General features: G+C 67.7%; 13 protein-coding genes. 7 read left to right on the top strand and 6 right to left on the bottom strand.

The window, feature by feature from the left end; genetic code table 11:
• The first annotated feature begins 36 nt into the window (after nucleotides 1-36).
• The 3 genes from BKA15_RS21320 to BKA15_RS36945 are packed head-to-tail and all read left to right on the top strand — an operon-like array spanning nucleotide 37 to nucleotide 2,437.
• Nucleotides 37-684 (top strand): DedA family protein, encoded by a 648-nt coding sequence (locus BKA15_RS21320; RefSeq protein WP_312879181.1) that lies wholly within the window; start codon nucleotides 37-39, stop codon nucleotides 682-684.
• A gap of 10 nt (nucleotides 685-694) precedes the next feature.
• Nucleotides 695-1,696 (top strand): RNA polymerase subunit sigma-70, encoded by a 1,002-nt coding sequence (locus BKA15_RS21315; protein ID WP_312879180.1) that lies wholly within the window; start codon nucleotides 695-697, stop codon nucleotides 1,694-1,696.
• 24 nt (nucleotides 1,697-1,720) lie between these two features.
• The gene (locus BKA15_RS36945) at nucleotides 1,721-2,437 is read left to right on the top strand and encodes a GntR family transcriptional regulator (RefSeq protein ID WP_179754141.1); all 717 of its coding nucleotides are present in this window, start codon (nucleotides 1,721-1,723) and stop codon (nucleotides 2,435-2,437) included.
• A gap of 68 nt (nucleotides 2,438-2,505) precedes the next feature.
• On the opposite strand, the gene BKA15_RS21305 is transcribed toward BKA15_RS36945, so the two are convergent.
• From BKA15_RS21305 to BKA15_RS21295, 3 genes are all read right to left on the bottom strand, one after another.
• Nucleotides 2,506-3,006 carry a DoxX family membrane protein gene (locus BKA15_RS21305; protein ID WP_179754139.1) on the bottom strand — a complete coding sequence of 167 codons (501 nt, stop codon included), beginning with the start codon at nucleotides 3,004-3,006 and terminating at the stop codon, nucleotides 2,506-2,508.
• 161 nt (nucleotides 3,007-3,167) lie between these two features.
• A complete protein-coding gene (locus BKA15_RS21300) occupies nucleotides 3,168-4,523 on the bottom strand; it encodes a polysaccharide pyruvyl transferase family protein (RefSeq protein ID WP_179754137.1) in 1,356 nt (451 codons plus the stop codon).
• Nucleotides 4,524-4,567: 44 nt separating this feature from the next.
• Complete coding sequence (locus tag BKA15_RS21295; protein WP_179754135.1) at nucleotides 4,568-5,053, bottom strand: YqeB family protein; 486 nt, start codon at nucleotides 5,051-5,053, stop codon at nucleotides 4,568-4,570.
• 65 nt (nucleotides 5,054-5,118) lie between these two features.
• Between BKA15_RS21295 and BKA15_RS21290 the strand changes: the two genes are divergently transcribed.
• The 4 genes from BKA15_RS21290 to ltrA all read left to right on the top strand — a co-directional run bounded on the left by BKA15_RS21290 (nucleotide 5,119) and on the right by ltrA (nucleotide 9,101).
• Complete coding sequence (locus tag BKA15_RS21290; RefSeq protein WP_179754133.1) at nucleotides 5,119-5,730, top strand: TetR/AcrR family transcriptional regulator; 612 nt, start codon at nucleotides 5,119-5,121, stop codon at nucleotides 5,728-5,730.
• A 34-nt stretch (nucleotides 5,731-5,764) separates the two neighbouring features.
• On the top strand, nucleotides 5,765-6,178 hold the full coding sequence (locus BKA15_RS21285; RefSeq protein WP_179754131.1) for a VOC family protein: 414 nt from the start codon (nucleotides 5,765-5,767) through the stop codon (nucleotides 6,176-6,178).
• A 13-nt stretch (nucleotides 6,179-6,191) separates the two neighbouring features.
• Nucleotides 6,192-6,647: an NUDIX hydrolase gene (locus tag BKA15_RS21280; protein WP_179754129.1), complete on the top strand. Its 456-nt coding sequence runs from the start codon at nucleotides 6,192-6,194 to the stop codon at nucleotides 6,645-6,647.
• 1,092 nt (nucleotides 6,648-7,739) lie between these two features.
• Nucleotides 7,740-9,101: a group II intron reverse transcriptase/maturase gene (gene ltrA, locus BKA15_RS21275; protein WP_312878799.1), complete on the top strand. Its 1,362-nt coding sequence runs from the start codon at nucleotides 7,740-7,742 to the stop codon at nucleotides 9,099-9,101.
• Here the strand turns inward: ltrA and BKA15_RS21270 are convergent.
• The 3 genes from BKA15_RS21270 to BKA15_RS21260 form a co-directional block, all read right to left on the bottom strand.
• Nucleotides 9,043-10,533: a 13E12 repeat family protein gene (locus BKA15_RS21270; RefSeq protein ID WP_179754127.1), complete on the bottom strand. Its 1,491-nt coding sequence runs from the start codon at nucleotides 10,531-10,533 to the stop codon at nucleotides 9,043-9,045. The genes ltrA and BKA15_RS21270 overlap by 59 nt on opposite strands.
• 59 nt (nucleotides 10,534-10,592) lie before the next feature.
• Nucleotides 10,593-11,549, bottom strand: a complete 957-nt coding sequence (locus BKA15_RS21265) for a phosphotransferase family protein (RefSeq protein WP_179754125.1) — start codon at nucleotides 11,547-11,549, stop codon at nucleotides 10,593-10,595.
• A gap of 92 nt (nucleotides 11,550-11,641) precedes the next feature.
• Nucleotides 11,642-12,280 carry a nucleotidyltransferase family protein gene (locus tag BKA15_RS21260; protein WP_179754123.1) on the bottom strand — a complete coding sequence of 213 codons (639 nt, stop codon included), beginning with the start codon at nucleotides 12,278-12,280 and terminating at the stop codon, nucleotides 11,642-11,644.
• Between the last annotated feature and the right edge of the window lie 9 nt (nucleotides 12,281-12,289).

Raw genomic sequence — 12,289 nt, 5'->3', positions numbered from 1 at the left:
GACTTCGGACCTTGGCCAACTCGTTAGTCTTGGCGGGTGCCAATCGACTTCGACCTGATCGCCGACTGGGCCGTCCAGCTGATGGAGCGGCTGGGCGCCCCCGGCGCCGGGATCGCCATCGCCCTGGAGAACCTGTTTCCACCGATTCCCAGCGAGGTGATCCTGCCGCTGGCCGGCTTCGCGGCCAGCCGCGGCATCTTCCCGATCTGGCAGGCGATCCTGTTCACGACGCTGGGTTCGCTGGTCGGAGCGATGGCCCTGTACGGCATCGGCGCGGCGCTCGGCCGGGATCGGATGCGCAAGATCGCGGTCAAGCTTCCGTTGATCAAGGTCGCCGACGTCGACCGTACCGAGGCCTGGTTCTCCAAGCACGGCGCGAAGACGGTGTTCTTCGGCCGGATGATCCCGATCTTCCGCAGCCTGATCTCGATCCCCGCCGGGATCGAACGGTTCCCTATCCCGCTGTTCCTGTTGCTGTCCGGCGCCGGCAGCCTGATCTGGAATTCGATCTTCGTCACCGCCGGCTACCTGCTGGGCGAGAACTGGCATCTCGTCGATCAATACGCCGGTATCTTCTCCAAGCTGGTGATCGTCCTCGTCGTCGCCGCGGTGGTGATCTTCATCGTGCTCCGGGTCCGGGAACGGCTGCGGGAGCGGAAGGCCACCTCGGCCAACGGAACTTGAGCCGGGTGACGTGACCGAGCACCTGGTCGAGCCGGACCCTGCGGCGGCCGAGCTGGCCGCCGCCCGGGCGGGTGACGCGGCAGCCTTCGACCGGCTGGTCGCACCACTGCGCCGTGAGTTGCATGCGCACGGTTACCGGATGCTCGGCTCGGCCCACGACGCCGACGACGCCGTCCAGGACGGGCTGCTGCGGGCCTGGCGCGGACTCGCCGGCTTCCGTGGCGAGCCGGCGGCGTTGCGGTCGTGGCTCTACACCGTGATCACCCGGGTCTGCCTGGACAGCATCAAGGCCCGCGGCCGGCGGGCGCTCCCGTACGACCTCGGACCGGCGAGTGATCGGGTTCATCTCGACCCGCCCGGGCGGACCGACCTCGCCTGGCTCGGGCCGTACCCGAGCGCAGCGGCCCCGGCGGACCGCTTCGAGCGGCGGGAGTCCCTGGAACTGGCCTATGTCGCGGCCTGCCAACGGCTGCCGGGCAACCAGCGGGCCGCCCTGGTGCTGTTCGACGTCGTCGGCTTCGACGTGGCCGAGATCGCGATGATCATGGACACCTCGACGACCGCGGTGAACTCGGCACTGGCGCGGGCCCGCCGGGCGCTGGCCGCGGCGGATCCCGGTGAACCGTGCGAGGGTCCCGACGACGAGCGGCTGCGAGCCGCCGCGACCGGCTTCGCGAATGCCCTCGAGCACGGCGATCTGGACGGGCTGGTGGCCCTGCTGGCCGCCGACGTGACCTGGTCGATGCCGCCGGTTTCCGTGTGGTACCAGGGAATCGAGCGGGTGGCCGAGTTCGCCGCGCGGGTTCCGCTGGCCTGCGGCACCTGGCGTTGCCGCATCGTCGAGGCGAACGGCCGCCCCGCGGTGGCCGGCTATCTGCGCCTGCACGGCGACACCGTGCACCGCGCCTGGTCCCTCACCCTGTTCGAGGTCCGGTCGGGCCGGATCACCGCGATCACGTCGTTCCTCGGCGAAGATCATTTCGCTCGGTTCGGACTGCCGGACACGCACTGAGCCGGACCCGGCGACGGTCCGGTCGTGGACAATGGGCTCACTGTGACCAAGCACGCGACGGTGCGGGAGTTCCTGCTCCAGCAGATCGAGCAGCGGTCGAAGGCCCACGACCGGCTGCCGACCGAGCGCGACCTCGGCGAGCAGCTGGGCGTCAGCCGGCTCACCGTTCGGCACGCACTCCGCGAACTCGAGTCCCAGGGCCTGATCTACCGGATCCAGGGATCGGGGACGTTCGTCGCCGAACCGCAGATCCGCAAGGGCACCGAGCTGACCTCGTTCTCCGAGGACATGCGGGCCCGCAACCTGCGGCCGGCGGCGCGGCTGCTGCAGGCGTCGACCGTCGCCGCCACGGCCGAGCAGAGCTGGCGACTCGGGGTGAGTCCCGGCACTGATCTGCACTACCTGTCCCGGATCCGGCTGGCCGATGATCAACCGATGTGCCTGGAGGACGTCTGGCTGGTGGCCTCGCTGGCGCCGGATCTGCTGGAGCACGACCTGCAGGGCTCGTTGTACGAGACGCTGGAACGGGACTACAAGATCATCATCGACCGGGCCGATCAGGAGGTCCGGGCCACCGTCCTCGACCCCGAGCAGGCCGCTCTGCTCGCGGTGCCGCCGTACACGCCCGCACTGGAGGTGGAACGAATCGGCTACACGCGCCGCGGCGCCGCCGTCGAGTTCGCCCGGTCCCGCTATCGCAGTGATCGTTACAGCATCGCCAGCAGCCTGCGCCGCCGCTGAAACGCGAACCGGCCCGGTCACCCCTTGCAGGGTGCCGGGCCGGTTCACGGCTGATGATCTTGCTCGGATCATGCTTCCTTGCCGGCACGGAGCTTGGCACCGAGTGCCTGGGCGGCCAGCACCAGGGCACCGCCGACCAAGATCAGGTCCTTGAACACATACTGGCCCTCAAGGGTCGGCAGTCCGCCCGGGAACAGCCGGTCGGTGAACAGGATCAGCGGCGACACGATGCCGGCCAGCGACATCCCGAGCACGACCACGCCGAACCGGTAGAACAGGCCGGTCAGCATGGTGAGGCCCACGATGCACTCGGCGACGGCCACGAACAGTACGGCCGGGTAGCCGCTGAGGATGCCGAAGGAGAGCTTCTCGATCGTCATCCCCGCCAGTTCCTCGGCCGGGCTCGCGCCGGGGAAGAACTTCAGCACGCCGAAGGCGAGGAACACGATGCCGAAGGTGCGCTGCAGGATCGAGACGCTGTGCCTGGACAGCAGGCCGGCCACGACCTCGATCGGATTGCGGACGGTGTTGGGCTGGGGCAGTGGTCGCGGTGCGGTCTGGGTTGACATCGGAGGACTCCAACTCTGTGGTGATCTTGAACGGGACGGCACAAGACTCCATCGAGAGGGCCTGTCGTCACATCCGATGCACAGCGACAGTTGGGTACGCGATCGCATGTAAGGGGGATGCCCCAGTCAACGTACGGGGATCCCCTTGCTTCGTTGGGGTTCTAGCTCCCCGAACGGCGGAGGACCCGCCGGAGCCGACGGGCGGCGACCCGCCAGGAAACGCTCAGCTCGCCCGCGTCCCGGTCGATCCTGAGCAGCTTCGGCTTGCGTCGCGGTCCGCTGGCGGCCCTGCGCTTCAGTGCGTACAGGCGCTCGGGGTCTGCCCCCATCAGGGTTTCCACCGGCGGCGGGAAATCCGCCGCGGCCAGCTCCGCGTCGAACCGCTCGGCGCTCTCACCGGGCCGGTAGACGTGCCGCAGTCGGTGCCGGTCCAGGAAGGCGGCGAAGGTCTCCCAGCGCTCGGCATGGCCGGCGTTGAGCGGTTCCCAGTCGGCCTCGGCGTAAAGCTCGGCGGCGTCCGGTCGCTCGGGCAGGTCGGTGATCTTGCGGTGCGGGATCCGGTGGTACTGGGCCAGCTCGAGCGTGCGCGAGTCGTGCGCCAGCACCAGGGCCGGCGTCCCGGCGAGCAGAGCGGCGATGTTGCCGTGGATCCGAGTCCCGAAGGAGAAGTCGTACTGCGCCAGATGCTCGAACCAGGTGCGCGGATCGAGGAAGAAGCGGACCCGGTTCTGCCGGATCAGCGGATGATCGAGGGTGACCGGGACTCCGGTCGTGAGCATCTTGGCGCCCTCGCGCATCGGGTAGGTCCCGTTGATCATCAGCTCCAGCGTCTGCCAGTTCTGGGCCTGGTAGATCAGGTTGGGGTAGCGCTCCGCGTGGTCGAGCGAGATCGGGCCGAGCGCGGCGACGTACGGCGAGATGTTCAACGCGATCGGCGACTCGGGAGTGAGGGCGTCGACCTTGCGGGTGATCTTGAGGTCGGGCCCGTACATGAACATCGACGGGCAGCCGATCACCTCGACCTCGTCGGCGCCGAAGCCCAGCGAGTTCAGATAGTCGAGCGTGAACTCGCCACGGACGCCGATCGTCGGCGACTTGCGCAGGGCGGCGCGGACGAACCGGCTGACCGCGCGGTCCAGCACCTCGGCATCGCGGCGCCGACCGCCCAGGGAGGCCTGGGCGCCGACGCCGACGACGGTGACCGGGATGGTCAGCTGCTCGAGCAGTTCGGACAGCCGGTCCAGCCGGTCCGCGTAGGTGGGCCGGAACGCGTTGGCCAGCGGGATCACCAGGTGATCGAAGTCGGCGTTGATCCGGTCCGGCGGGTGCCGGAAGATCCCGGTCGTGATCTGGGCCTGCTCGGTGGAGAGCAGGCGCCGTACGGACTGGCTGAAGACCAGGTTGCCGGTGTTGCCGCCGATCAGGTCCTGCCGCAGCGTCGCCTCGGCCGAGGCGACCCGGAGCGGGTCCTTGTGGGCCCGGAGCAGGATTCGGTACGGGTTCGCGTGGTCAGTCATGATGCTGCCCGCAGTCTAGCTTTCCCGGTCCGCCGCCGATGATTTCAGTCCTCGATCGGCCAGTCGTACCGGCGCAGCGCCGCGAGCACGTCCTGCTGGGAGACGTCGAGCTTCTTCCGGATCAGGTCGACGTCCTGCGGGTCGCGCAGCACCAGGTGGCCCTCGTCGAACAGCGCCGCGGCCACCTGGGAGCGGGCGAACCTGGTCTTGTCCGATCCCACCACGATGGTCAGGTCGCGGGCGGTGACCCGGAGCCCGACGAGGCCGCCGAGCATGACCAGTCCGAACACCGCTCCGGCGACCCCGCCGACGACGATCAGCACCCAGGCTCCCCAGGAGTTGATGACCCGCTGCAGCAACTCCATCGGTTTCTCGAACGGGAGGCCGCCGATGCCGAGCGCCCAGTTGATCACCAGGGGTGCGATCCAGCCCAGCAGCAGGCCGGCGACGACCGCCCCGGCGAACAGGATCGCCTGGTGTACGCCCTTCGTTCGCAGCTCGATCGCCTCGTCCGCAGTCTTCTCGCTCACGTGCCCAATGAAACATTGATGTGCCATTTTTGGCAAGCCAGGTGCCACAGCGGTACATTGCGTTCGTGCCAGCACAGACCCCGGGCCGGGCCGAGCCTCCCCCGCCGGCCGACTCGACGGACGCGGAGTCCCGGACGTCGGCGCGCACCCGGCGGGCGATCATCGAAGCGGCGATGGAGACCTGGGCGGGCGACCGGAACGCGACCCTGGCCGACATCTGTGCCACCGCAGGCATCGGCCGGTCCACCCTGCACCGCTACTACGCCGACCGGGCCGCGCTGTTGGCGGCGGTGAGCGAGGAGTGTCATCGCCAGTTCACCGTCGCCGCCATCCGGGCCCATCCCGACGACGGGCCCGGACTCGAGGCGATCCTGCGGCTCAGCGAGGAGCTGCTCCAGCTCGGCAGCGTGCTCTCGTTGATCTTCTCCGACAACGCGCTCGTCGACCCGGACACCTGGTCCGACGCCGAGGAGTCCGACCGCGGACTGACCGGCGTGATCCTGCGCGGTCAGCAGGACGGGTCGATCGACCCCGACCTACCGCCGGACTGGGTGTCACTGACCTTGTGGATGCTGCTGGCGGGCGCGTGGCAGCACGGGCTGCTCGGCCATTCGCGGCGCGAGACCGTACAACTGTTCGCCCGCAGCCTTTCCGGTGCCATCGGAAACCGGGTCTAGCGTGTGACCCACAGGACGACACCAAGGAGGGGCCATGACCTCGATTCTCAATCCGTACCTCAGCTTCGACGGCGAAGCGAAGGAGGCGATGGAGTTCTACCAGCGGGTGTTCGGCGGCGAACTGACCATGAACACGTTCGGCGAGTTCGGCGCCGAGGACGTCGCGATCAAGGACCGCATCATGCACGCCATGCTCAAGACGCCGAGCGGCTACACGCTGATGGGTTCGGACCTGATGCCCGGCATGGAGCACAAGCCGGGCACGACGGTGACGATCAGTCTCAGCGGCGACGAGGACGCCCTGCTGCGCGGCTATTTCGATCACCTCTCGGCCGGCGGCACCGTCGGAGTGCCCCTGGAGAAGCAGGCCTGGGGCGACGAGTACGGGCAGTGCACCGATCAGTTCGGCATCGCCTGGATGGTCGACATCCATCCGAAGGACGCCTGAGCTCGGGACAGACATGAGCTTCCGGCTGGCGGCGTACGCCATCGCGATCGGGGACGAAGCCGTGCTGCTCGTCCATCACGCGAGCGGCGCCTGGACGCTGCCGGGCGGGCGGGTCGAGCAGGGCGAGGATCCCTTCGAGACCGTGGTTCGCGAGGTGCGCGAGGAGACCGGGCACAGCGCCGTCGTTGAGCGGTTGCTGGGCGTCGACTCCCGAGTGATTCCCGCCGCCGAGAGCCGGGCCGGAGTCGAGCACCAGAACGTGGGCATCTTCTATCGGGTCCGGATCACCGGCGGGGAGCCTCGCCCGGAGCCGAACGGGGACACCACCGCGTTGGCCTGGACGCCGTTCGACGCCGTGGCCGCGTTGCCGAGATCGTCCCTGGTGGACGTCGGGCTGACCCTGGCCCGCGAACTCCCGCCGACCGGCCATGTCGCGGAGGTCCGGGTCGGCGGGTTGATCCAGCACTGACAACGGTCGCGCCATGGCTTCGAGACGGGGCCGACGCGACCCTGCACTGAGCAACGGAGAATCTGATCATGGATTCGGGCGATCCGATAATCCGGAGTTGACCAAGCGCTACTTCCGCGAGGTGCCGCCGCGGCCACGCACCCATGTCCATGTCCGTCGCGCCGGCAACTTCTCCGAGCAGCCAGGTTGACCGGCTCAGCGGGAGATCGCGGTCCAGAGGGTGTGGGCGACTGGCCCGTCACCAAGATCATGAGTGCCGGTACGGTTCGTCAGATACACGTTCCCGTGCGGTGACCGGAAGATCATCGTCGTCGGATCCGGTCTCCGCCTCCGCCACCCTCCATGCGTCACCGCACGAGTGCGCCGTGAGGCGCTTGTTGATCGAGTGGAGGTGAGAGGCCTGCACCGTGGTTCTGTCGCAGCAGGACTGCGAAGCTGAGGGCAGCCTGTCCCGGGAGGTGCCGGGATGGGTGGAAGCGGCCCTGACGATGCCGGGACGTGTCAGTACTGCCAGATGGTGCGGGTCCGGCTAGCGAGGACGGAAAGGTAGACGCGAGAAACCGGCGTATACGTCCCTCAATGACACACCGGCTCGAAACCTGGCGGATCAGGGCCGGATGCGACGCGCACCCGCTGTTGATCATCGATTGGTGATCTTGTGGGGAACTTCCTGGAGCTATTCGAGCGGCGATAGGAAGGCTGTGGTGAAGGTCTGTGGCGTAGCCACAGCGAGGTCGCAGGGTCCAAGTCGGCTGCCTCCTTCGTCGAGCGATCAACAAGTGAACACGGGAACCGTCCCCGGTCCGCCTCAGAACGCCACACAGCCGGTGTGAGCGTGGGGGCTGGGTTCACCGTCGACCGATCGGTCGGGGACGGGGCGGAGCCGTCGTAGTAGTCGCGGGAGTCACGACCCGCCATCGGAGTCCGGGAGAGCCGGTCACAGGGCGAAGGGCGGCAGTGGTATCGAGAAGAGAATTGGAGATTGTCATGCCGAAAGACGCTGCCCCGAACGGGGACGCCTCGCTGCCGATAGTGCCGGATGGTCCTCGGCGGCGGGTATCGGGGATTCAGGCCAAACTTCACCGTTGGGCGGTGGCCGATCCCGGCCGCCGGTTCGACGATCTGTTTAATCTCGTGCATGACCCGGCCACGCTGATCATGGCGTGGGATCGGGTCGCGGGCAATCGCGGAGCTGTGACGGCGGGTTCGGACGGGTGGACAGTCGCCCGGATCGAACGCGAGGTCGGAGTCACGCGGTTCCTGGACGATCTACGCTCCTTGATCAAGTCTGGGGAGTTTCGGCCGCAACCGGTGCGGGAACGCAAGATTCCCAAACCGGGCGGGGCCGGGAAGGTCCGCCGGTTGGGGATTCCGACGGTGATTGACCGGGTCGTCCAGGCCGCGTTGAAGCTGGTGCTGGAACCAATCTTCGAGGCCGACTTTCAGCCGGTCTCCTACGGGTTCCGGCCCGAACGGCGCGCACACGACGCAATCGCCGAGATCCACCAGTACGGCACCAACGGATACCGCTGGGTGCTCGATGCTGACATCGAGGCGTGTTTCGACCGGATCGACCACGCGGCCCTGATGGACCGGGTGCGGCTCCGGGTCAAAGACAAGCGCGTGTTGCGGCTGGTGAAGGCGTTCCTCAAAGCCGGGATCTTGACCGAACTCGGCGAGGTTGAGGACACCAACACCGGCACTCCGCAAGGCGGCATCCTGTCCCCGCTCCTGGCCAATATTGCGCTGTCAGTGCTCGACGAGCACGTCCAGCAGCCATGGCAGCCAGGCGGGTCGATGTCGACTCAGCAACGACGTAAAACACGGGTCCAGAAAGGTGAGCCGAACTGGCGGATCGTCCGCTACGCCGACGATTTCGTCGTTCTGGTCCACGGTGAACGGGCCCATGTCGAGGGCCTACACGAGAAGATCATTCAGGTGCTTGCACCGATCGGATTGACGCTGTCAGAGGCGAAAACCCAGATCGTGCACATGAGTGAGGGGTTCGACTTCCTCGGGTTCCACATCCAGTGGAAACGAAAACGAGGAACGCAGAGATGGTACGTCTACACCTTCGTCGCGAAACGACCGATCCGGTCGATCCGGGACAAGATTCGTGCCCTGACCCCCAGAACGTCACAGCAAGAGCTCAGGAACGTGCTGATCCGGATCAACCAGATCAGTCGCGGCTGGACCAACTATTTCAAGCACGCCGTCGCGAAACACACCTTCAGCCACCTCTATTGGTTTACCGGGTGGCGGATCGTGCACATGATGCGAACCCGGCACCGCTGGAAATGGAAGGACGTCCGACGCTGGCTCGTCACCCCCACCGGAAGATGGAGGCCGATCAGCGCGGACGGGATCGTACTGTTCAACCCGGCAGCGGAACCGATCACTCGCTACCGCTACCGCGGCTACAAGATCCCCAACCCCTGGACCCACACTGTCTGAACCAACCCACCGGCAGAACCATGGAGAGCCCGGTGCGTGGAAACACGCACGCCGGGTTCGGAGAGCGGCCTGGGGAAACGGACCGGGAGCAATCCCGACACCGCGCCCCAGGCCGACTCAACTGCTCGAACCTCGAGAACGGACAGAGCTTCTCCACCCGGGTCTGACCCGGCGGGCCGTTCGGCTGGTACGGGTCGGTGTGATCAAGATCGAGCCTCCGGGCCGCGGTCGACCACGGGAACGCACTGGCCGGTTGCCGCAAGAACGCGTGATCACGGTGGCGATAGGGAATCTCGTAGGCGTCCACGGGTGGTGGGGCATCGTTGAGATCAATCACCGGCCGCACCACCACCCGATCATGACCGAGCCACTCACCGACCACACTCTTCAGCACCGGACCGACCCCGGGCACCCGGCACACACCCTCGGACCCGGCGAGGTCTTCGGCGGAGATGTGCACCACTACGGTCGACGTCGGCATCAGCAGCTTGGGATCCAGTTCGGCGACGAGCCGTTCGACCGCCTCCGCGAAGATCATCTCCTCGACGTCCACCGACACTGACCGGTCCCGCAGAGCCGGATGGACCTCGGACTCCTCCACCACGGAATCGGGTTCGTCGTCCGGGGTCAGGGCCGCGACCGCGTCGGCGAGGTCGTCGTCGAACAGTTCCGGCTGCCGCCGCTTCGCCAGCAGCCTGGTCAGCGCGCCGACATCACCCAACAGGCCGAACGCCTCGGCGCGCCGCTCATCAGCAGTGCCCTCGGTCAGACAATCCGCCAGCTCCTGCACCCTGCCGAACAGGCGGGCCGCCGCCAACGGCTCCAACCGGCCGAAGACGCCCTTCAGACCGTTGTCGTCGGTCTGCGACAACCACACCCCGCGTTGCTTGCGCCGCCGCTGATACTCGGCCCGGGCCCGGTCACCGTCGACCCGCAAGATCGCCGCCTCGGCCACGTCCCGCAACTTCCCGAACGGCTGCCTCCCGGCACACTGCGCGACCGCCCGATCCACCTCCGCCGCCTGTCCCACCGTCAGGTGGTGGGTCAACCGGGCGATCTTGCAGGCCTGCCACTCCTCCACCTCACACCGCATCGCCCGCGCCCACAGCAGCGGCAACCGATGCCGCAGATCCAACACATCCCCGATGAACACCATCCCGGCGGCATGACTCTTGCCGATCTTGGTCACGAACTCCAGCATCGCCAGATCATTCACCGCCGGGGTCCCCTCACCACCGGGCCGGATCGCCTGGGCCATTCCAGGACCCGATTCCATGATCGACTCCGCCGGGTGCGCATCCGCCCAGGCCGCCGTCCACACCAGGAGTTCGTTCGCGGCCGCGATCCGGGCACGCTTCACCCCGCCCGCGGCCTTCAGGATGTCGTCGGCCCCATACCCGCAGCCCTCGACTCCAACGATTCGAACATGCATGTCATTCTACCGCACCGGACTGACAGAAACCCAACAAAACAAGGGATCTGTGGACAACTTCACCAGCTGCCGCCTCGTGCCGAACTGATCAGGCCGGTCACCGGGAGGGCCACGTCCTTGAGCCAGCTCCAGGGCAGCCGGCCATGCCTGGCGATGGTGGCCTCGTCCGCTTCGGCGAGGTTGGTGATCCAGGCTTGGCTCCTCCGCAGCGGCGCGAGTCGGAGCGCGTCGGCCATGATCATCCGCAGCTCGGGCAACGGAGCGTACTCCGTCCAGCTCTCCAGGTAGGCGTCGACGATCCGGTGCAGCACCGGGTAGTCGAGGTTGAGCGTGCCGGGAAGATCAGGAACGGACCAGCGGTAGTGGCACTCGATGATCATCATGATCAGCGACAGGAACGGATGAGTCCAGGCGGCGTCGCCGAAGTCGATCAGCCGGTAGTGGGGCCGACCGGGGCGGGGCGGCAGCGCGTTGCCCGGCCAGAGATCGCCGTGATCAAGACAGACCGGTAAGGGCGAGGCCGCCAGCCGTTCAGCGGCCCGATCGAGGTCTGCGGCGGCGGAGCGGATGTGGTGCAGCTGCTCAGCCGAAACGTGCCGGGGGTCCGAGGCCGGGAACTCGTGCAGCCGATCGGAGAGCTCCATTGCGCTCCGGCCGGCGACAGCGCAGTCCCAGAAGGGGATTCCCGCCTCGGCCGCCTGCCGGCCGCGGCCGACCGTGGCCTGCTGGAGTCCGGCATAATCCCGGAGCAGCGCGGTGATCGTCTCGACGTGGACCCCTCGATGATCAGGGTCGCCCTCGAAGAGAGTCGGGCCATCGTCGCGCAGCAGGTACCGAGCGGTGGACGGGTCGACGGCGAGCGGTTGATCAACAAGCTTCGGTTCGCAGTCGGCCGCGAAGGTCACCGCCAGCCCTTCGTGCCGATGAGCCGGCGTGGTCTGCTTGATCAACACCGGGCCCTCCAGGGTCGGCAGCCGCCAGACTGCCGACCAGGCCTGGACGGAGACCTCGGCCATTGGACCGGTCGGTTCCAGGCCCAGGTCCCCTAGTCGGTCCCGCGCCCATCGCTCGGCCGCTGCGCGCCAGGCCTCCGTGCCCCAGGAAGGCGTCACGTCCCGTCCCAGCCCGGCACGTGTGTCGCCCGCAGTTCCGCGCACCGGCGGTAGATCTCTGCGCAGGGAGCACCGCGAGCTCGGGCCCGTTCGACACAGAGCTCAAGGGACTGCCCGAGACGTACGGCGTCCGGGCCGGACAACCTCGACAGGTCGGCCCACGCCGCGATGTGCCGCAGGAAGTCCGCGGTCCGTTCGGGCCGGCCGCGCAGTTGATCCTTGACCGCGGCGATCCACATCTTGAAGATCTGCGGCCAGTGGTAGCGGCGACCAAGATCAGCATCGGCCTCGTGCAACGGGCCGGCGGACCCGATGTCGAGGTGCCAGAACAGCGGGTAGTCGGCGAGGTAGATCGTCCGGACATAGGTGTCGGGGAGTCGATCCAGTCCCCAACCAGTGATCAGTGGCCGACCGAGTGGCGCGAGATGATCAGGGATCTCCTGGGCGAACGTCAGGTCCGAGACGCCGTCGAGTTCGACGACAAGATCGATGTCGGAGTACGCGTCCGCGCGGCCCGAGGCCAGGCTCCCGAACGGCCGCACCCCGACCACTCCCGGCACGCCGGCGAGACGAGCGATCACCGCCTCGGCCAGCTCGGCGCGCCGAGCGACGTCGCGTACGTCCTCCGACCCCACCCGCTCAGC

The organism is Microlunatus parietis (assembly GCF_013407955.1).
In the GTDB taxonomy this organism is placed as follows: domain Bacteria; phylum Actinomycetota; class Actinomycetes; order Propionibacteriales; family Propionibacteriaceae; genus Microlunatus; species Microlunatus parietis.
Note: the sequence above shows the minus strand (reverse complement) of the source record. Positions and strands in the feature narration are given on the sequence as shown.